The 19,935-nt window shown below is 43.7% G+C and carries 17 protein-coding genes; 16 read left to right on the top strand and 1 reads right to left on the bottom strand.

All coding sequences use genetic code 11. The annotated features are described in order from the left end of the window. Window positions 1-9 precede the first annotated feature (9 nt). The 6 genes from C1G53_RS13690 to C1G53_RS10660 all read left to right on the top strand — a co-directional run bounded on the left by C1G53_RS13690 (window position 10) and on the right by C1G53_RS10660 (window position 4,988). Window positions 10-585, top strand: a complete 576-nt coding sequence (locus C1G53_RS13690) for a CPBP family intramembrane glutamic endopeptidase (RefSeq protein WP_419579792.1) — start codon at window positions 10-12, stop codon at window positions 583-585. A 63-nt stretch (window positions 586-648) separates the two neighbouring features. Next, window positions 649-1,323, top strand: a complete 675-nt coding sequence (locus tag C1G53_RS10680) for a CPBP family intramembrane glutamic endopeptidase (RefSeq protein ID WP_105118643.1) — start codon at window positions 649-651, stop codon at window positions 1,321-1,323. 97 nt (window positions 1,324-1,420) lie between these two features. Continuing rightward, window positions 1,421-1,696, top strand: coding sequence for a hypothetical protein (locus tag C1G53_RS10675; RefSeq protein WP_161941415.1), 276 nt, complete (start codon window positions 1,421-1,423; stop codon window positions 1,694-1,696). A gap of 769 nt (window positions 1,697-2,465) precedes the next feature. Next, window positions 2,466-3,356 (top strand): helix-turn-helix domain-containing protein, encoded by an 891-nt coding sequence (locus C1G53_RS10670; protein ID WP_105118641.1) that lies wholly within the window; start codon window positions 2,466-2,468, stop codon window positions 3,354-3,356. 101 nt (window positions 3,357-3,457) lie between these two features. Continuing rightward, window positions 3,458-4,294: an ABC transporter ATP-binding protein gene (locus C1G53_RS10665; RefSeq protein WP_161941414.1), complete on the top strand. Its 837-nt coding sequence runs from the start codon at window positions 3,458-3,460 to the stop codon at window positions 4,292-4,294. Continuing rightward, window positions 4,287-4,988, top strand: a complete 702-nt coding sequence (locus C1G53_RS10660; RefSeq protein WP_105118640.1) for an ABC transporter permease — start codon at window positions 4,287-4,289, stop codon at window positions 4,986-4,988. The genes C1G53_RS10665 and C1G53_RS10660 overlap by 8 nt, the downstream gene beginning before the upstream one ends. 22 nt (window positions 4,989-5,010) lie before the next feature. On the opposite strand, the gene C1G53_RS10655 is transcribed toward C1G53_RS10660, so the two are convergent. Beyond that, window positions 5,011-5,670, bottom strand: a complete 660-nt coding sequence (locus tag C1G53_RS10655; protein ID WP_105118639.1) for a metal-dependent transcriptional regulator — start codon at window positions 5,668-5,670, stop codon at window positions 5,011-5,013. Between the two features lie 126 nt (window positions 5,671-5,796). Between C1G53_RS10655 and C1G53_RS10650 the strand changes: the two genes are divergently transcribed. From C1G53_RS10650 to C1G53_RS10605, 10 genes are all read left to right on the top strand, one after another. After that, window positions 5,797-6,720: a metal ABC transporter solute-binding protein, Zn/Mn family gene (locus C1G53_RS10650; RefSeq protein WP_105118638.1), complete on the top strand. Its 924-nt coding sequence runs from the start codon at window positions 5,797-5,799 to the stop codon at window positions 6,718-6,720. Window positions 6,721-6,734: 14 nt separating this feature from the next. Further along, window positions 6,735-7,499, top strand: coding sequence for a metal ABC transporter ATP-binding protein (locus C1G53_RS10645; RefSeq protein ID WP_105118637.1), 765 nt, complete (start codon window positions 6,735-6,737; stop codon window positions 7,497-7,499). Beyond that, complete coding sequence (locus tag C1G53_RS10640) at window positions 7,492-8,352, top strand: metal ABC transporter permease (RefSeq protein ID WP_105118636.1); 861 nt, start codon at window positions 7,492-7,494, stop codon at window positions 8,350-8,352. Before C1G53_RS10645 ends, C1G53_RS10640 begins: the two co-directional genes overlap by 8 nt. After that, window positions 8,345-9,172, top strand: coding sequence for a metal ABC transporter permease (locus tag C1G53_RS10635; RefSeq protein ID WP_105118674.1), 828 nt, complete (start codon window positions 8,345-8,347; stop codon window positions 9,170-9,172). The genes C1G53_RS10640 and C1G53_RS10635 overlap by 8 nt, the downstream gene beginning before the upstream one ends. A gap of 68 nt (window positions 9,173-9,240) precedes the next feature. Beyond that, window positions 9,241-11,133 carry a M13 family metallopeptidase gene (locus tag C1G53_RS10630; protein ID WP_105118635.1) on the top strand — a complete coding sequence of 631 codons (1,893 nt, stop codon included), beginning with the start codon at window positions 9,241-9,243 and terminating at the stop codon, window positions 11,131-11,133. 118 nt (window positions 11,134-11,251) lie between these two features. After that, window positions 11,252-13,093: a glycerophosphodiester phosphodiesterase family protein gene (locus C1G53_RS10625; protein ID WP_105118634.1), complete on the top strand. Its 1,842-nt coding sequence runs from the start codon at window positions 11,252-11,254 to the stop codon at window positions 13,091-13,093. Between the two features lie 110 nt (window positions 13,094-13,203). Then, window positions 13,204-15,705, top strand: a complete 2,502-nt coding sequence (gene leuS / locus C1G53_RS10620) for a leucine--tRNA ligase (protein ID WP_105118633.1) — start codon at window positions 13,204-13,206, stop codon at window positions 15,703-15,705. Window positions 15,706-16,024: 319 nt separating this feature from the next. After that, window positions 16,025-17,410: a 6-phospho-beta-glucosidase gene (locus C1G53_RS10615; RefSeq protein ID WP_105118632.1), complete on the top strand. Its 1,386-nt coding sequence runs from the start codon at window positions 16,025-16,027 to the stop codon at window positions 17,408-17,410. After that, a complete protein-coding gene (locus C1G53_RS10610) occupies window positions 17,397-18,797 on the top strand; it encodes a glycoside hydrolase family 1 protein (protein ID WP_105118631.1) in 1,401 nt (466 codons plus the stop codon). The genes C1G53_RS10615 and C1G53_RS10610 overlap by 14 nt, the downstream gene beginning before the upstream one ends. Before the next feature lie 8 nt (window positions 18,798-18,805). Beyond that, entirely contained in the window at window positions 18,806-19,915 is a 1,110-nt protein-coding gene (locus C1G53_RS10605; RefSeq protein WP_105118630.1) for a DUF871 domain-containing protein, read from the top strand. Window positions 19,916-19,935: the final 20 nt, after the last annotated feature.

Genomic DNA, 19,935 nt, shown 5'->3' with positions numbered 1-19,935 from the left:
ATTGCTGAGATGAGTTGGGGGAATATAGATGAACACCTACTTGGTTATATCCTACATGTGTTTTGTTGGATTCTTCTCACTCTTTTCGTTTTTGGGTTATTGGAAACTCTTCGGAAAAACTGTCGTGACAATAGTTTAGAGGCAAAAGGCTATAGCTATGGTAAATTGTTTGGATTGGTTATTTTGGGAATCATTATTAAAATTATACTATTAAATGTTTCCTTACGGTTATCTGGCTCGACGGTTGATAATAGTAGTATGCTGGAGCTATTTCAGTCCAAATATGGCTGGATGGTCTTGCTTAGTACAAATATTCTCTCTCCTATCCGAGAAGAGTATCTCTATAGGGGAATCTTTCAGGAGAGAATAAGGAGTAAGCACTATCCAATCATTAGCGTGTTAATTACAGCCATTTTATTTGCTTTTGTACATAGTTATGAAATTTCTTTTAGTTTCTGGTCGGCACTTTTTCCAGGATTTTTGTTTTCTTGGATTTACTATAAAACGAACCATCTCAAATATCCGATAGTGGCACATATCTTGTCGAACAGTATTGTGACCATTTTAAATGTTATAAGTGTTTAAAGGTGTGAACATTGTGAAAAACAATTGAGTAGGTTATAAATGACAATGGAAAGGAGAGAGAATATGAAAATAATAAAATCCATCGGTTTAGCAGTGGGTACCTTGCTACTCACTTTGCTCATTCAACTTCCAGCATATGTGGGGATAACAGCCTTTCAAGAGAATGTGCTACTAAAACTTGCAGTCATGATAGGGCTTGGTCTTGCAATATTGGCACTACTTTCTGTCATCAGACGAGGAATGATGAAGCATCAAGTCTTTTCAAGAGAGAAGCTGAATATTTTTAAAATAGTCGGTATGACAGCGTTGGTATTTACTGGACAAACTTGCCTGAACCTCCTTTGGCAATATTTAGGGCTTAGCACTAGTGATTCTAACGCCTTAGATATAGTCAATCAGTTAAATTCGGAAAATTTTTGGGTGATGGCTCTCTCAGTTGTCTTGTTTGCACCCGTTTTAGAAGAATTTCTTTACAGAGGGATTTTGTTAGAAAAGACAGCCCAGTATTTTCCTAAGTATCCTCAAATGGTCATCGTATTTTCTGCCCTTCTATTTGCCTATTGTCATACTTGGAGCTTTTCAGTGGCATTTTTAGGACACTTTATCACAGGGGCTTATCTGGGCTGTCTGTATATGTGCAATAGACGAATGACGGATACTATCCTTGCACATAGCTTCTATAATGCCTCTATTTTATTCCTCCAAATTTTATTTGGTTTGGTGCAGGTTGGTGGATAAAAATTGACAGTAGACATTTTGGGGAAATGCCTGTATACTAAGAGGAAACCAGCAATTTTATAATTGCTAACGATCAAGTGCAGAGGTGGGCAGAAATATGAGAAAATTTTTTCAAGGCCTTAATCAAGAGTATCTGGAAACCAGAAGTACAGTTGGAGAAGATTGGCTGGAATGGTTGATTCAGAGAAAGATGACCTGGGGTATGCGGTGGGGCTTGGTACTCGTGTTCATGTTTGTCATCCAACCCTTGACCTACAATCCTTTCTTTCTCTTGGCTTGTTTTTATCTAGGTTCTTTTTTGGGTTTGGTATATATCCTAGGGCAAGTGTTTTTTGCAACCAGATCCATTTTCCGCAATTGGAAGAAAAACTAATCGCTCAGCTTATTAGGCTGGGCGATTGGTTTTGAAAGAGAATAGAGGAGATTTTATACTATAAAAATCTATTTTTCCCCAAGTAACAGAGAGTAAAATTATACTTAATTATACTTTCTTGTTGACAGCACGTGCTAAACATAATATAATTAATACATAAAACGAGGGAGTAGTTAACCCTTGTAAATCGTTTAAAAACGAACCCCTAGCGATATAAAAAACGTCTGCAGTAGTTGAAAAGTTCAGGCGTTTTTTTGTTTTTTGAAATAATGGCAGTACAAAAAAAGAGGGTAGTTAGCCCTCACAGCATTGTTAAAAACGTAACCCCTAGCAATGCTAAAGTCCGCAGTAGTTAGTTACGGACGGTGTCAGACTACTTCTTTTTGTAAAGAAGAGCCAAGATAGCAAGGACTACCATGAGAATCTCATAAGTAGACATGGTGCTAGTCTTCTCCCCTTCATGTTTTGATGACAAGGGAGATACTAGCCGTAGTTGTTTTTAGCTTATGCATTTAACTTTCATAGGCATTTTCTCCCTTCTGTTGTGGAAGGGTTCCGTCTTAACTTTGCTGTTAATGGTATTATATCACATATTATTTTTATGACAAATATTTTTACAAATTAAAATTAGGGTAGTACAGCCTTTTTATCTTGTTTGTAGATAAGGTTAGATTTAGAGATACAAGAACAGAAATCGCTTTTTCTACTGAAAATGGTATAATGTTTTATATTAGCAGTTGAGATTACGATACACATCTTGGGAGATTTTATGGATATAAAGGTTGAAATTGGAAAGAAAATTCGACATGCTCGAATCAGTAGAAACTTAACTCAAGCAGATATTTGTGATGATGAGGCAGAATTAACGATCCGACAGTTGGCACGAATTGAAAATGGACAGGCAATGGCTACAATTCCCAAACTCCTCTTTTTATCTCAAAAATTAGGGATACAACTACAGGATTTGGTAGATGTTTCTAAAGTTGAGATTCCAAATCGTTATCTGGTATTAAAAAATAAACTGATAAAGTTTCACACCTATGGCGATGAGGAGCGCATTGCTCAGCAAGAAGCGATGTTTGATGAGATTTATAATGACTTTTATGATAATCTTCCTGAAGAGGAACAGCTCCTAGTTGAAGTGCTGCAAGCTCAGGCAAATATATTTAGTAGCCAAGATGCAGGATTTGGTGAGGGACTGTTAGAAGAATATTTTCATCAAATTTTGAAAAAGAAACGATATAGCTACAATGACTTGTTGATTATCAACATTTATTTCATGTGTTGTATTGTGGGATTGGAAGACAATTCTTATGTTGAGGAATTATCTCAAAAAGTCTTGCTTCATATTGACTATGGCGATACCGAACGTTTGTATCTTCTGGAGAGGATACTAATCAATATCTTGGTTCAAGCAAATCCAAAAGATTATCTTATTTATATCAATGTTCTAAGGGAAATCATTGAGGAATCAACCAACTATCAACACAAACCAGTAGTCTATGCTTTTGAAGCGAAATACTATCTAGAAGTGGAAAATGATAAGGAAAAAGTAGAAGAATTATATGACAAGGCAATTGCCTTCGCAAAGATGCTTAATGATGATATTCTAGTGAAGAATCTTAAGATGGAAAAGGAAAATGATTTAGCACGTTTCTAAATAGAGAATATGCAACCTGACGTACATGTCATGTTGCTTTTTTTATTTTTCTCTTATACTAGGATTATAAAGAATCACACGATGAATTAAGGAGAAGAGTTATGAAAGAAACAATGATTGTAGCAGATAAGATTACAAAGTCATTTGGGAATAAAGTTGCCTTAAATAGTATTAGTTTTGAAATTCGTGAGGGGAACATCTTTGGATTCTTAGGGCCGTCAGGTTCTGGTAAAACAACGATGATTAACATTTTAACAGGTCAGATGAAGGCAAACCAAGGAAAAGGTAAGTTGCTAGGCAAAGATTCTTCTGATTTGACTTCATCAGATCTAGAAGAAATAGGGATTGTCAGTGACAAAAGTGGTTTTTATGAGAAATTATCATTGGAAAAGAATTTACAGTTGTATGGAAAATTATTTGGTGCGAAAGCAGGGAAAATAGATGAATTATTGAAACAGGTTGGCTTGTTTGATAGCAAGAAGACACCTGCTGATAAGTTATCAACTGGCATGAAACAACGCATGCTACTTGTCAGGGCATTACTAAATGCTCCAAAAATTCTCTTTCTTGACGAACCAACAAGTGGGTTAGATCCAACTACCTCTCAATCCATACATGCCCTACTTATGGATTTGAAAGAACAAGGAACGACGATTTTCTTGACGACTCACGATATGCGTGAAGCTACCCTGCTTTGTGATGAATTAGTTTTACTAAACAAAGGTAGGTTAGTGGAAAAAGGTATCCCGAGAGATATTATTCAGAGATACAATCAGGATAAGGTGGTAAGAGTGACCTATTCTGATTTTAGTCAAAAAGAAATTCCGTTTGTAAACTTTGACAATGATGACCTATCAAACGCGATTGCTGTCCACTCATGCGAGCCAACGCTCGAAGATATTTTTATTCAATTGACAGGAGAGAAGTTAAATGTTTAGAAGAATGAATGCCTTGATTTGGCTGAGAAATCAACTATTAGTAAGTAATAAGAACCTAGCTATCCAGATATTGTTGCCTTATATGCTGGTCTTACTCTATAAGAATTTTATGGATGCAGCAGGAATGAAACTCATGTTTATCTGTTTGTCTATGGCAATTGCAATGTCTATTGGAATGATGATTTCAACCATGATTGCGGAAGAGAAAGAAAAAAATATGCTCAAGACCTTGTTGTTGAGCGGTGTCAGATACCATGAATACATCCTATCAGTCCTTATTCACCCCCTGATAATGATGGTGATTACCTTGATTTCATTTCCAATTTTGACTGAAACAGATTTAGAAGGAATGTATGGAGAATATGCTCTTGTAATGTTCCTGACAACCGTGGCGGTCATGCTAATCAATATGTGCATTGGTTTGCTTTCTGATACACAGTCTAAGGCTCAAATCAATGGCTTGCCTGTTACCTTTATTGTAGCCTTATTGCCAATGTTTGCTGACTTGAAAGAAGGTGTAGAAACTGTTGTAGGCTATTCTTTTATGGGAGCCTATACAGACTTCTTTACCAAGGAACATTTTTCAATGAATACTGATTCTATAAAAATATTATTGCTTTGGAATCTTGTCTTAGCTGGGTTAACGTGGGGAGCAATAAAGAAAAGTAAATTAGTGGAAACCGCTGAAAAATAAAAAGCAAAATCGCTCAGCTTGTTTAGGCTGGGCGATTAGTCTTTTCTACGAATAATTCTTGGGCGATGGCTGTAGGGATAGCCAGTTCTTTGTCCTTATATTGTATGGTGATGGTTTGGGCAAACTGGTCGAAGTCTGTCACAAGTAGTTGATCGCCGACAGTTAACTCATGTTGTTCCAGGTATTGGAGAAGCTGGTAGAAGTCATGGATACGAACCAGTTGGTAGGAGCCAGTTTCTGTCAGCTGAGACAGTCGGGTCTGGTAGCGTTCTACAAGCAACTGGTTTTCTTTAGGAATACTGCCTCCGTGTGGACAGGTTTGGGGATAACCTAGGAGTTTATCCAGTCGGTTGATAAAATGGTCTGAAACGGTGTGTTCTAAAATTTCAGCTTCTTCATGGACTTGTTCAGGGGAATAGCCCAGCTGCTCGACCAAAAAGACTTCTATCAGGCGGTGCTTACGGTAGAGGTTGGCCACCATTTCCAAGGCGACTTGGCTGAGGATGTAACCTGCTGATTTATCCTTTTCAATCAGCTCTTCCGTGACCATTTTTTTCAGCATTTCGGAAACGGCTGGGGCGGAAAAATTCATCTTTTCAGCAATCTGCTTATTGGTGATTTTCTGTTCTGTCTGCCCTAGTTCATAGATGACTTTCAGGTAATCTTCTTTGTTTGGTGTCATATTCTCTCACTTTCTAGTAAGAATAGTATACCAAAATTTTATAAAAATCATTGACAGAAAGAATTTTTTAATATATATTAAAACTAAAGTTAAGCATGCCTAACAAAATACAAAGGAGAACCTACTATGAAAAAACTAATTCTTAGTTTGGCTCTGCTATTGTCCCTTATCGGACTAGGAGCCTGTCGTTCAACGCAAAGCCCAGAGGCTTCCAGCAAGCCGCGAGTGGCGGTCACGACCTCTTTCCTCAGCGATATGGTCTATCAGCTGGCAGGAGATGAGGTGGAGCGGGACCTATTGATTCCAGCGGGGGAAGACCCTCATTTGTATGTAGCCAAATCTAGTGATTTATCAAAATTACAAAAGGCTGACCTTGTTCTCTACCATGGATTGCACTTTGAGGGCAAGATGGTGGAAGCCTTGGAAAAGACGGGAGTGGCGGTTTCTAAGAACTTTGCCCAGTCGGATTTGACTACAATGGATGAGGATGGCCAGCAGATTGTGGACCCTCACTTCTGGTTTTCTATTCCCCTCTATAAATCAGCGGTAGCTGTAGCTTCAGAGGAGTTGCAAAAACTTCTTCCGGAAAAAGCAGAGCTGATTCAGAAAAATACGGAAAACTACTTAGCTCAGTTGGATGACTTGCATACTTGGATTGAAAAAGAGTTGAGTGTCCTGCCTGCTGAGAGCCGTTACCTAGTCACCCCTCATGATGCCTTTAACTACTTCGCAGCCAGCTATGACTTTACTCTCTATGCACCGCAGGGCATTAGTACCTTGTCTGAAGTTGCCAACAGCGATATGATTGAAACGGCCAATATGATTTTAGAACATGGTATCAAGGCTATCTTTACCGAGTCAACAACCAGTCCAGAACGCATGGAAAAATTGCAAGAAGCTGTCAAGGCCAAGGGTGGTCAAGTAGCGATTGTAAGCGGTGAAGGCAAGGAGTTATTCTCAGATTCCTTAGCACCAGAAGGGGAAGAGGGAGCAACATTTATAGATATGTATAAGCACAATGTCCAGTTAATTGTGGAGCATTTGCAGTAAGAAAGGTTGGAAGAATGGAAGAAATACTGAGAGTTGAGGACTTGTCCTTGCACTATGGTGCAGGCCAGGTCAAGGCTCTAGATCGGGTCAGTTTTCAGCTGCCCAAGGGTTGTCGTGCGGCTTTGGTCGGACCAAATGGTGCAGGGAAATCGAGCTTGTTTAAGGCGATTTTGGGATTGGAGAAGGGGGTAAGTGGCAAGGTTTCGCTACTGGGTCAGTCAGAGAAACTGGACCAAGTTATTCAAAAAAATGTTGCCTATATTCCCCAAGCCAGCCAGGTGAACTGGCAGTTTCCTGCAAGGGTTCTGGATATTGTCCTGATGGGGCGGTTTGCCCATACCAGTGGTTTCTTCCGCCGACCAAGTTCCTTGGATAAGGAAAAGGCAGAGCAGGCTCTGGAAGAGATGAAAATTAGTGATTTACGCAATCGGCAGATTGACCAGCTATCTGGAGGTCAGCGGCAACGGGTCTTTCTAGCTAGGGCCTTGGCCCAGGAAGCTGAAATCTACATGATGGACGAGCCTTTGGCTGGGATTGATCAGGTGACAGAGCAAGTCATCATGGACTGTTTGAAGAAGTTCCAGCAAGAAGGCAAGACCTCCCTGGTTATCCACCATGACCTTTTGACCTTGGAAAAGTATTTTGATTATGTCCTCTGGCTCAATGGTCGCTTGGTGGCAGAGGGGGCTATGGATCAGGTGGATTTGCTGCAAGCCTATCAGGCTGCCTATGGTCAGGAACCTGCCTTGTTTCTAAAGGAGGGTCTCGGTCATGCTTGATCTCTTGCAGGACTATTCTTTTTGGACTGTGGCACTGGGAACTCTGGTCTTGGCTCTGGCGGCTAGTCAGATCGGAACCATCAGTGTTTTGACCAGGCAAAGTTTAATCGGGGATAGCTTGGGGCATGCGGCCTATCCAGGTATCATCCTGTCCTATATGGTCTTTCAATCGCGTCAGCCCTTGCTTCTGTTGCTTGGAGCGGTGGGTTCGGGCTACCTGTCCTACGGCTTGGTTAGCTGGCTCTGTCGAAGGGGGCGGACCAGTCGGGTCAATGCTTTGGCTCTGGTTTCAGCGGCCTTCTTTGGACTTGGCTTGGTTCTCAAGCAGTATGTTCAGGGCAATGAGTCCTTTCAAGGAGCCGCCCAGGCAGGCTTGGGAAACTATGTTTTTGGTCAGGCTGCCTTTATGCAGCTGGATGATGTTGTATTGATTTGCCTAGTAGCTTTGGTAGCCTTGTTCCTATTTGGCTGGCACTACCAGTCACTTAAGCTTTATCTGTTTGATAAACAGTTTGCCAAGCTAGTGGGGATTCCTGTGGAAAAGATTGACCGTATGAGCCTGTTTCTGATGATGAGTTTGATTGCGGTTGGTTTGAAGGTGGTTGGGGCTATCCTGATGAGTAGTTTCTTGATAGCTCCAGCTGTCTTTGGCTTGCTTCTAGGAAAGTCCTATGGCCAAACCTTAGCTTTGGCGGCTGGAATTGCTGGATTTTCAGCCCTTCTTGGAAGTTATGTGAGTTCGGTTGTGACAGGGTTATCGACTGGTCCGGCTATTATTGTTTGCTTGAGTTTGTCCTCTTTAGTGGCTTTTGCTTATGTGACCTATATCAGAAAGGAGAATGCAGGTGCTTGAGGTCTTATTGATTTTACTGGCTGTTGGTTCTTCTTGTGGCTTGATTGGGTCTGTCTTGGTGGTGCGCAATCAGGCCATGCTGGCAGATGCCCTGTCCCACTCGGTCCTCTTGGGGATAGTACTGGGCTTCTTTGTCAGTCACAGCCTAGATTCCCCCCTGCTCTTGTTTGGGGCGGCGGTTTTTGGTCTACTGACAGTCCTAGCGATTGAGGGGCTACACACTCGCAAGTTGGCTCAGGATGCGGCGACGGGTTTGCTCTTTACCTTTTTCTTTGCCCTAGCTGTTATTCTCATCTCCCTCTTTGCCCGTAATGTCCATCTGGACTTGGATATGGTCCTGATGGGCGAGGTGCTCTTTGCCCCTCTTAACAGGCTTGATTTTTTAGGGTTATCGCTACCCTTGGCCTTGGTCAAGTCCGTCGGGCTCTTACTGGTCTTGCTGGTCTTCTTTTTCTTGAATTTTCAAGCTCTGACCCTCTATCTCTTGGACAAGGAGCAGGCTAAACTCCAAGGGATTGCCACCAAAAGACTGGAGTTGGGATTGATTTTTCTGGTTTCCTTGACAACGGTCTCGTCCTTTGAAGCGGTCGGCTCTATGGCGGTCATTGTTTTCTTACTAGCGCCCAGTATGGCTGCTTTACCTTGGTCGAAGCATTTCTGTCAGTTTTTAGTTTTGGGGCAATGCTGCGCCATTCTGATGATTGTTCTAGGCTTTAGTCTTGCCAGCTGGCTTGACCTGACCATGTCTGGCACCTGTTCGGTCATGGGTCTTCTGACAGTCTGCGTCAGCTTTTTCCTAAAAAATGCCCTAAAAACCTAGTTTGGCAAATGAAATTGTCAGACTTTTTTGTTACTATAGTAAATAAAAAAGAGGATAGGAGAAAATCAATGACACGTTTACAAGATGATTTTTACGAATACGTCAATGGGGAATGGGCAAAAACAGCTGTCATTCCAGATGATAAGCCAAGAACTGGAGGTTTTTCAGACCTGGCGGATGAGATTGAAAAACTTATGATTGACACGACAAACGCATGGTTGGCTGGGGAAAATGTCCCAGAAGATAGCGTTTTGCAAAACTTTGTAGCCTTCCACAAGCAAGTGGCTGACTATGAAACCCGTGACCGTTTGGGAGCAGAGCCTGCCCAGGACTTGATTGCAGAGTACAAGGCACTCAACTCATTCGAAGAATTCACCAGCAAGTTGGCAGAATTCGAGTTAGCTGGCAAGCCAAACCTCATGCCTTTCGGCGTGGCACCTGACTTTATGGATGCGACCACCAATGTTCTCTGGGCAGATTCTCTAGGTATTATCCTGCCAGATACGACCTACTATGAGGAAGGTCATGAAAAAGGAGCAGAGTTGCTCAAAACGTGGAGAGAGAGCCAGGAAGCCCTCCTGCCAAAGTTTGGTTTTAGCGATGAGGAAATCAAGGACCTATTGGACAAGCGTTTGGAACTAGATGCCACGATTGCCAAGTATGTCTTGTCAAATGAAGAGGGGTCTGAATATGCCAAACTCTATCATCCGTATGAGTGGGCAGATTTTACTGCTTTGGTACCAGAGTTGCCTTTGGATGATTTCTTCACAGCGATTTTAGGTCAAACGCCAGACAAGATTATCGTGCCTGAGGAACGTTTCTGGCAGGCTGCTAAGGAAATTTACAGTGCGGATAATTGGGAGCTTTTGAAGGCGACCTTGATTTTGAAAGCGGCAGGAGCTTATACAGCCTTCCTGTCGGATGAAATCCGTATTCTAGCAGGAGCCTACAGCCGTGCCCTTTCTGGTACACCACAGGCTCAAAACCAAGAAAAAGCAGCCTACAATCTGGCACAAGGTTACTTTAACCAAGCCCTCGGTCTTTGGTATGCTGGAGAAAAATTCTCACCAGAAGCCAAGGCCGATGTGGAAGCAAAAGTCGCTAAGATGATTGAGGTCTACAAGTCTCGTTTGGAAACGGCAGACTGGTTGGCTCAGGAAACGCGTGACAAGGCCATTGTCAAACTCAATGTTATCAAGCCTTACATCGGCTACCCAGAAGCCTTGCCAGAGCGTTATTATAAGAAGATTGTTGACCCAAGCAAGTCCTTGGTGGAAAATGCCATCGAACTAAACAAGATTGACATTGCTCATGGTTGGAGCAAGTGGAACAAGCCTGTGGACATGAAGGAATGGGGCATGCCAGCTCACATGGTCAATGCCTACTACAACCCACAGAAGAACTTGATTGTCTTTCCAGCAGCCATTTTGCAGGCGCCTTTCTACTCGCTGGAGCAGTCTTCATCAGCTAACTACGGCGGTATCGGTGCGGTTATTGCCCACGAGATTTCCCATGCCTTTGACTCCAACGGTGCTTCCTTTGATGAGCACGGTAGTCTTAAGAACTGGTGGACAGAGGAAGACTATGCTGCCTTTGAAGCCCGTACTCAGCAGGTCATTGACCAGTTTGAGGGTCAGGATTCTTACGGTGCCAAAATCAATGGTAAGTTGACTGTGTCAGAAAACATTGCCGACCTTGGTGGGATTGCAGCAGCTCTTGAGGCAGCTAAGTCGGAGGACGACTTCTCCGCAGAAGAGTTCTTCACCAACTTTGCTCGTATCTGGCGAATGAAGGCCCGTCCTGAGTTCATGCAGATGTTGGCAAGTGTCGATGTCCATGCACCAGGTCACCTACGCACCAACATCCAGTTGCCAAACTTCGATGAATTCCATGAAACATTTGGCGTTCAAGAAGGCGACGGCATGTGGCGTGCCAAAGAAGACCGTGTGATTATTTGGTAAAACAGACAAAGGTTGGGCTTTCCCAGCCTTTTTTCTTGTGGGAAATAGCACTCTCTAGTCGGCATTGTTACAGAATATAAATTATGGTACAATAACAAAAAAACTTTTCGGAGGAGATATGAAAACAGGAAAGAAAGTTTCAACCAGCTGGGCTTTTCGTGGTCGGATCGTCTGGCTTTTCACCAAATACCAATTGCTTAGTAAGGGGCTGTTGGCTCTGTTTATTTATCCCTTGTATTCCTTTGCCATTGATACTTTTTTAGCTTTATCTGGGCGGACAGGGATTTCCAGTGGGGACTATGTGTCCTTTCTCTTGAGTTTCCAAGGGATTGGTTTTCTTTTGGCGACCTTGGTCATGATGGTGATTTTGATTGGTTTAGATGTCAACACCTTTATCTTGACCAGTGCTCTTATAAAGGAAGAAAAGATTGAAATGACCGCCCGGCACATGCTCTGGCTGAGCTTGACCTCCCTCAAGTCCCTCTTTAGTCCAGCTGGACTTTTGCTCATGGTCTATGTATCCTTGATCTTCCCGCTTTTGGGCTTGGGTGTTACCATTGGCCCTATGCGGCAGTTCCAGATTCCCAACTTTATCACTTCGGTGATTTATGCCAATCCTCTTTATCTGTCACTTTATGCAGGTGTACTCTTGGTTTTGACTTATCTGAGCTATCGGTTGATATTCACCTTCCACTATGTTCTCATTGGCGGGAAAACGATTGCTTCAGCTATTCGCTCCTCCCTTGACCTGACAAAGAAATACGGTCGAGCGCTCATCAAGCGACTTGTCGGGATTTTTGTGAAAAATGGCCTTGTCTACTTTGTCCCTCTCCTTGTTGCCTTGATAGCCCTGCTTGTCTTTGTTTTGGTCAGTCAGGCAGAGCAGACAAATCAAAGTCGTTTGTATCTCTTGTTTATCCTCCTTGTAGTCGTGGATATTGTCAGCTTTCTAACCTTCCTCTTTCCGCCGATGATGATTTATCGAGTGACAGAAGCCTTTTATGACTACGAAGAGGCTGAGGGTCGTACTGCAGCGGTCACACTTTCGACCAAGGCCAGTAAGTGGCGGGAGGACATCTTGCCGACCATTCGCCTGCGTACCAAGTTTTTGGTGACCAGCTTGATTCTGCTCATCTTGGCAGGAAATTTTGTCTTTGCTTACTTGTTGGTGCAGCATTTTGACACGATTTTCCGTGTAAATCGTGAGATTGCCTTAGTCGCCCACCGTGGTGGAGGTGACCTGGGTGCTGAAAATACGATTGCAGGTATTTTAGCAGCTGCGGAGGAAGGGGTGGCCTGGTCTGAGATTGATATTCAACGGACCAAAGACGGTCACTATGTCCTCAACCATGACGGTGATTTCAAGCGTGTTGCTGGGGACAGCCGCAGTTCCAGTGAGATGACTCTGGCTGAAATTCAGGACTTGCAGGTTGCGGATGCTTTTGACAGTAGCCGTCCAGCCCAGCCAGTTCCTACGATTGAGGAGGTGATTGAAGCCAGCAAGGGCAAGATTGGCCTCTTTATCGAGCTGAAGGGCAAAACAGCCGACAAGCAAATGGTGGATGACATTGTTGCCATGGTCAAGGCCTATGGTGTTGAGGAGGAAGTAGCTCTGCTGTCTTTGGACTACAAGCTGATTACCTACATCGAAGCAACCTATCCTGAGATGGTGTCTGGTTATCTCTATTACTTCTCTATTGGTCAGACAGAAGACCTGCAGGGCGATTATCTGATTATGGAAGAGGCAGAGGCTAGTCCAGAAAAGGTTGCCGACCTGAAAGCCCAAGGCAAGAAAGTCATTGTTTGGACAGTCAATACGGAAGAATCCATCCAGCGCTTTGTCAATTCGGAAGTTGACGGTATTATCACCGATTACGTTTTGAATGTCAAGGCTGGCATCAAGGCGCGTGATGAACGGACAGATTTTGAAATCATTGTTGATTCGGTTCTGGGGGAATAATACTCAATAAACATGAAAAAGCTATTTTTAGCAGGGTTTACAATCCTGCTTTTTTCTTTCCTGATTTCGTGATATAATAAGAAAATAATCAATTTTATTGGAGAAATGACATGAGCTTCTACAATCACAAGGAAATCGAGCCCAAATGGCAGGAATTTTGGGCAAAAAATCATACTTTTAAGACGGGAACAGATGCGGCTAAGCCAAACTTTTATGCCCTAGACATGTTCCCTTATCCGTCTGGTGCGGGCTTGCACGTTGGTCACCCAGAGGGTTATACTGCGACGGACATTCTCAGCCGTTACAAGCGTGCCCAAGGCTACAACGTTCTTCACCCAATGGGTTGGGATGCCTTCGGTTTGCCAGCGGAACAATACGCTATGGATACGGGCAATGACCCAGCTGACTTTACAGCAGAAAACATTGCCAACTTCAAACGGCAGATTAATGCCCTTGGCTTTTCTTACGACTGGGATCGTGAGGTCAATACGACAGACCCTAACTACTACAAGTGGACTCAGTGGATTTTCACTAAGTTGTATGAAAAAGGCCTAGCCTATGAGGCAGAAGTGCCTGTAAACTGGGTAGAAGAATTGGGAACAGCTATCGCCAACGAAGAGGTCCTTCCTGACGGAACGTCTGAACGTGGTGGCTACCCAGTTGTCCGCAAGCCAATGCGCCAATGGATGTTGAAAATCACAGCCTATGCGGAGCGTTTGCTTAATGACCTAGAGGAAGTTGATTGGCCAGAGTCTATCAAGGACATGCAACGCAACTGGATCGGCAAGTCAACGGGTGCCAATGTGACCTTCAAAATCAAGGACACAGACAAGGACTTCACAGTCTTTACTACCCGTCCTGACACCCTTTTCGGTGCCACCTATGCAGTTCTTGCCCCTGAGCATGACTTGGTGGATAGCATTACCTCACCAGAGCAGGCAGAGGCCGTGACAGAGTACAAACGCCAAGCCTCTCTCAAATCAGATTTGGCCCGTACAGACCTAGCTAAAGACAAGACAGGTGTCTGGACAGGTGCCTATGCTATCAACCCTGTCAATGGCAAAGAAATTCCAATCTGGATTGCGGACTATGTGCTGGCAAGCTACGGAACAGGTGCTATCATGGCCGTTCCTGCCCACGATGAGCGTGACTGGGAATTTGCCAAACAGTTTGGCTTGGACATCATTCCAGTTCTGGAAGGTGGCAATGTAGAAGAAGCTCCTTATACAGAGGACGGTGCCCACATCAATTCAGACTTCCTAGATGGTCTTAACAAGGAAGAAGCCATTGCCAAAATGGTGGCTTGGTTGGAAGAAAATGGTGTCGGTCAGGAGAAAATTTCTTACCGCCTCCGCGACTGGCTCTTCAGCCGCCAGCGTTACTGGGGTGAGCCAATTCCAATCATCCACTGGGAAGATGGAACTTCCACAGCAGTACCAGAAAATGAGTTACCTCTGGTATTGCCAAAAACCTCAGACATCAAGCCTTCAGGTACAGGTGAATCACCGCTTGCTAACTTGACAGACTGGTTGGAAGTGGTACGTGAAGACGGTGTTAAAGGTCGCCGTGAGACCAACACTATGCCACAATGGGCGGGCTCTAGCTGGTACTACCTCCGCTATATCGACCCGCACAATGACGAGAAATTGGCAGATGAGGAGCTTCTCAAAGCTTGGTTGCCGGTGGACATCTACATCGGTGGTGCCGAGCACGCAGTCCTTCACCTGCTCTACGCACGCTTCTGGCACAAGTTCCTCTACGACCTCGGTGTTGTGCCGACTAAAGAGCCATTCCAAAAACTCTTTAACCAAGGGATGATTTTGGGAACTAGCTACCGCGACAGCCGTGGTGCCCTTGTAGCGACAGATAAAGTTGAAAAACGTGATGGTTCTTTCTTCAACATCGAAACTGGTGAAGAGTTGGAGCAGGCACCTGCTAAGATGTCTAAGTCCCTTAAAAACGTGGTCAACCCAGACGATGTAGTCGAGCAGTTTGGTGCGGATACCCTCCGTGTTTACGAGATGTTCATGGGCCCACTTGATGCCTCTATTGCTTGGTCAGAAGAAGGCCTTGAAGGCAGCCGTAAGTTCCTGGACCGTGTTTATCGCCTCTTGACTACCAAGGAGCTTGTGGTGGACAATAGCGGAGCGCTTGATAAGGTTTACAATGAAACTGTGAAGACGGTGACAGAGCATATCGAAGACCTGAAATTCAACACGGCTATCGCCCAGCTCATGATTTTTGTCAACGCAGCCAACAAGGAAGACAAACTCTACGTCGAATACGCCAAAGGCTTTGTCCAATTGATTGCCCCATTTGCACCACACTTGGCAGAAGAACTCTGGCAAGGTCTGGAAGCAACAGGCCAGTCAATCAGCTATGTCGCATGGCCAGTCTATGACGAAAGCAAGCTAGTAGAAAGCGAAGTGGAAATCGTTGTCCAAATCAAAGGCAAGGTAAAAGCTCGCTTGACCGTAGCCAAAGACTTAGCACCAGCTGAACTTGAAAAAGTTGCCCTTGCAGACGAAAAAGTCCAAGCTGAAATCGCTGGGCAAACAGTGGTGAAGGTGATTAGTGTTCCGAACAAACTAGTTAATATTGTTGTGAAGTAACCAATTTATTTGCTCATTTCCTACCTTCAACAGTCTATTCTCAGACTGTTGCAGCCAATCAAACTTGTCAATATCGTTACCAAATAACGATTGCCTCGTTTGTTTGTCTATTTCCAACCTCCAACAGTTCACTGAACTGTTGGAGCCAACTAAACTAGTTAATATTGTTGTGAAATAAATGAAAATTACAAGAAAACGACTTCCGTGTTGGAGGTCGTTTTTGCTTGTCTTGAAGGGAATTTCCTTTATATTACGGAAAAAGATAGGAAGTGTACGCGTTTACAAAAGGTAGAAACAGGAATATAATAAGAATATATGAATGAAGAAGGGAGAACAGGTCGTGAAATCAATCAAATTAGTCACACTCGGTGGCGGCTCGAGCTATACTCCTGAGCTAGTTGAAGGGATGATTTTGCGGCATCAGCAACTACCCATTCGGGAATGGTGGTTTGTAGATGTTGAAGCCGGGGCTGAGAAGCAGAAGATAGTTGTTGATTTGGCACGTCGAATGGTCAGAAAGGCTGGATTAGACTGGAAAATAGAGGAGACACTGGATCGAAGGGCTGCTTTGAAGAGAGCAGACTTTGTGACATCTCAGTTCCGAGTTGGCCAACTACCTGCAAGATACTTAGATGAGACCATTCCCTTGAGTTATGGGATGCTGGGGCAAGAGACCAATGGGGCTGGAGGAATCTTTAAAGCTTTTAGGACTATAGAGGCCTACAAGGGTATTGTTGCAGATATGAAAGAGCTATGTCCAGATGCTTGGTTAATCAATTTTACCAATCCTGCGGGTATGGTGACAGAAGCAATTATCAATGAACTGCAGTGGAACAGGGTGATTGGCTTATGTAATATTCCGATTGGTCAGAAAAAAACGGCAGCTCAGCTTTTGAATCTTCCTGAGGCGTCCATTCAAACCAATCATGTTGGATTAAACCATTTCCATTTTCATGAAGTTTGGGATCAGACTGGCCAGAATCGTACTGGTGAAGTCATGGAAGCCTTGTATGGTGAATCAGGAGAGAATCGGGAGGTTGTAAAAAATATTACTAATTTAGATTTTTCATTGCCCTTCTTGCAGTCGATTGGTTTGTTGCCCTGTGATTACCACCGTTACTACTTTTTAGAAAAAGAGATGTTGGCAGATGCCTTAGACCAGTATCGTCAAGGGAAGGTGCGGGCTCAGGTTGTTCAAGAGGTCGAAGAAGAGTTGTTTGAGCTCTACAGGGATTCAAATTTGGACCATAAGCCTAAGCAACTGGAGCAACGTGGTGGTGCTTATTACAGCGATGTTGCCTGTCAACTCATTTGTGCTATATACAACGACAGCAAGGAAATTATGACGGTTTCGACGGTGAATAGGGGAGTGATTCCGTATTTACCAGAGGACTGCGTAGTCGAAGTCTCGTCTGTCATTACTGCCCAGGGTGCGCTTCCTTTGGTATGTCCCAAAACACCGATGGTGGTCAGGGGATACTTGCAGCAAATGAAGCAAATGGAGTTGGCGACTGTTGGAGCTGCAATGACAGGAGACTATGCTTTGGCTTTACAGGCTTTTGCTCTCAATCCTTTGATTCCGAATGGAGAATTGGCAGAGCGTATCTTACAAGAATTACTAGTGGCACATGAGGCGTACTTGCCACAATTTAAGAGTGTCATCGATCAGATAAAGAAGAAAGGAATTGGCTATGACAGAGGATAAGGTGGTTTATCATTTTCCAGAAGGTTTTTTGTGGGGGACTTCTACATCGGGTCCGCAGAGTGAGGGGACTGAGCTGGGCGATGGAAAAGGACAGAATAATTGGGACTACTGGTATAGCATTGAACCAGAGCGTTTCCATGGGAAAGTAGGTCCAGAGAGGACATCCACTTTCTATAAGAATTTCAAAAAGGATATCGAGTTATTGGTTGAAACTGGACACACAGTATTTAGAACATCGATTCAGTGGTCACGGTTATTTCCAAAAGGCATTGGTGAGGTCAATCAGGAGGCAGTGACTTTTTATCGTTCTGTATTTTCTTTGGTAAAAGAAAAAGGGATTCAGCTGTTTGTTAATCTCTATCATTTTGATCTTCCCTATGCTTTACAGGGGCAAGGAGGCTGGGAGAACAAGGATATTGTTTGGGCATATGAAGCCTATGCTCGTACTTGTTTTGAATTGTTTGACGACCTAGTAGATCGTTGGATTACCTTTAATGAGCCGATTGTTCCAGTTGAGTGTGGTTATCTAGGGGATTATCATTATCCTTGTAAGGTAGATGCCAAGGCGGCGGTTGCTGTTGCCTACCATACTCAGTTGGCGAGTTCCTTGGCAGTAAAAGCCTGTCATGAAGTGAATCCGGAGAAGAAAATTGCAATTGTCCTGAATCTGACACCGGCCTATCCTCGAAGTGAGCATCCTGATGATGTCAAGGCAGCTAAAATAGCTGAGCTCTTCCAAACCAAGAGCTTCTTAGATCCTTCTGTATTGGGAGAATATCCGAGGGACTTGGTTGACTTGATTGAGGAATACAGATTGAGTCCTGAAACCAGCGAGGAAGAGCTGGCGATTATTAGGGAAAATCGGGTAGATTTTTTAGGTGTCAACTATTACCAACCCCTTCGTGTACAGGCACCGACAAAGGTCTGGAAAGAGGGAGAGGTTTTGACTCCGGAGCACTTCTTCGCACCTTACGATATGCCAGGGAAAAAAATCAATCCGCATCGAGGCTGGGAAATCTATGAAAAAGGAATCTACGATATCGCAATCAATATTCGGGACCAATACAACAATATTGAGTGGTTAGTCACTGAAAATGGTATGGGAGTAGAGGGTGAAGTGGCATTCCGGCAAGATGAGGTCATTCAGGATGATTATCGGATTGAATTTATCGAAGATCACTTGATAGAGTTACATCGAGCTATTGAGGAAGGGGCTAACTGCAAGGGTTATATGTTGTGGACCTTTATTGATTGTTGGTCTTGGCTCAATGCCTACAAAAATCGTTATGGGCTGGTCGAGTTGGATTTGGAGACTCAGGAGCGTAGGATTAAAAAATCGGGTCGTTGGTTTAAGGCGCTGAGTGATGCCAATGGATTTAGTCGTTAGGAGGAGTAATGGTTCAATTTGGTTTTTCAATCTATCCAGAAAACTATTCATTGGAAGAGTCTAAGGCCTATATAGACTTGCTGGGGCGTTATGGAGCACGGCGAATGTTTATGAGTCTCTTGCAACTTGGAGGAGATACCCAAGAAGCCTTGCAACTCTATCGGGACTTGATTGCCTATGCTCGTCAGTTGGGGATAGTCGTGATTGCGGATCTTAGCCCGAGTTTTATAGAGGCACAGGGCTGGCAGAAATCACTCATTGAAGAAGCCCATGGTTTAGGGCTGACAGGGATTCGTCTGGACGAGGCCCTGCCTTTGGAGGAGATTGTCAGCTTGACACAGAATCCTTACGGGCTCAAGATTGAACTAAATCTGAGTACCGATAAGGTCTTACTGACGAAACTGCTAGCTAGTGAGGCAAATAGGGATAATATTGTTGCCTGTCATAATTTCTATCCTCACGCCTATACAGGACTATCAGAGGAGCATTTTTTAGAAATGTCTTCTTTCTATCACCAAGAAGGCATACAGACGGCAGCTTTTGTGACTGCCCAGTCTGCAACAGAAGGGCCGTGGCCTTTATCAGAAGGCCTGCCTACCTTGGAGGAGCATCGCAACCAGACCTTACCTCTTCAGATTGCCTGGCTCAAGGCGACAGGTTTGATTGATTGTATCCTCATTTCCAATCAGTTCATCTCGGAGGAGGAGCTACAGTCTATTCAATCTATCTTGGAAGAAGAGGACGTTTGTTTACCTGTAGAACTTACTGGTCAAGTGACAGCTGTGGAGCGGGAAATCATTGAGTTTGATCATGTTTATCGTGGGGATATTTCAGCCTACCTTCTTCGGTCTACTATGCCCCGTATTGTCTACAAGGATGCTGATATTCCGGCACGTACAGATAGGGAAATACTTGTGCAGCGAGGAGATGTCTTGATTGACAATGATCTATATGGTCGTTACAAGGGAGAGTTACAAATAGCTTTGAGGGAGTTTACAGTTAGTTCAAAAGTGAATCGGGTTGGACGAATTTGCCCTGACTATCTGCCCTTGCTCGTTTTTATCAAGCCTTGGCAAGCCTTTCGATTGCGAATCGTTGCGTCCGATTCCTTTCATTAACAATACGGAAAAAAAGAGAA

It is taken from the genome of Streptococcus suis (assembly GCF_002960445.1).
Lineage (GTDB): Bacteria > Bacillota > Bacilli > Lactobacillales > Streptococcaceae > Streptococcus > Streptococcus hyiners.
Note: the sequence above shows the minus strand (reverse complement) of the source record. Positions and strands in the feature narration are given on the sequence as shown.

Excerpts from the sequence above, each read along its gene's own strand:
- C1G53_RS13690 (WP_419579792.1), top strand. The coding sequence starts at position 10 with ATGAGTTGGGGGAATATAGATGAACACCTACTTGGTTATATCCTACAT.
- C1G53_RS10680 (WP_105118643.1), top strand. The coding sequence starts at position 649 with ATGAAAATAATAAAATCCATCGGTTTAGCAGTGGGTACCTTGCTACTC.
- C1G53_RS10675 (WP_161941415.1), top strand. The coding sequence starts at position 1,421 with ATGAGAAAATTTTTTCAAGGCCTTAATCAAGAGTATCTGGAAACCAGA.
- C1G53_RS10670 (WP_105118641.1), top strand. The coding sequence starts at position 2,466 with ATGGATATAAAGGTTGAAATTGGAAAGAAAATTCGACATGCTCGAATC.
- C1G53_RS10665 (WP_161941414.1), top strand. The coding sequence starts at position 3,458 with ATGAAAGAAACAATGATTGTAGCAGATAAGATTACAAAGTCATTTGGG.
- C1G53_RS10660 (WP_105118640.1), top strand. The coding sequence starts at position 4,287 with ATGTTTAGAAGAATGAATGCCTTGATTTGGCTGAGAAATCAACTATTA.
- C1G53_RS10655 (WP_105118639.1), bottom strand. The coding sequence starts at position 5,670 with ATGACACCAAACAAAGAAGATTACCTGAAAGTCATCTATGAACTAGGG.
- C1G53_RS10650 (WP_105118638.1), top strand. The coding sequence starts at position 5,797 with ATGAAAAAACTAATTCTTAGTTTGGCTCTGCTATTGTCCCTTATCGGA.
- C1G53_RS10645 (WP_105118637.1), top strand. The coding sequence starts at position 6,735 with ATGGAAGAAATACTGAGAGTTGAGGACTTGTCCTTGCACTATGGTGCA.
- C1G53_RS10640 (WP_105118636.1), top strand. The coding sequence starts at position 7,492 with ATGCTTGATCTCTTGCAGGACTATTCTTTTTGGACTGTGGCACTGGGA.
- C1G53_RS10630 (WP_105118635.1), top strand. The coding sequence starts at position 9,241 with ATGACACGTTTACAAGATGATTTTTACGAATACGTCAATGGGGAATGG.
- C1G53_RS10625 (WP_105118634.1), top strand. The coding sequence starts at position 11,252 with ATGAAAACAGGAAAGAAAGTTTCAACCAGCTGGGCTTTTCGTGGTCGG.
- leuS (WP_105118633.1), top strand. The coding sequence starts at position 13,204 with ATGAGCTTCTACAATCACAAGGAAATCGAGCCCAAATGGCAGGAATTT.
- C1G53_RS10615 (WP_105118632.1), top strand. The coding sequence starts at position 16,025 with ATGAAGAAGGGAGAACAGGTCGTGAAATCAATCAAATTAGTCACACTC.
- C1G53_RS10610 (WP_105118631.1), top strand. The coding sequence starts at position 17,397 with ATGACAGAGGATAAGGTGGTTTATCATTTTCCAGAAGGTTTTTTGTGG.
- C1G53_RS10605 (WP_105118630.1), top strand. The coding sequence starts at position 18,806 with ATGGTTCAATTTGGTTTTTCAATCTATCCAGAAAACTATTCATTGGAA.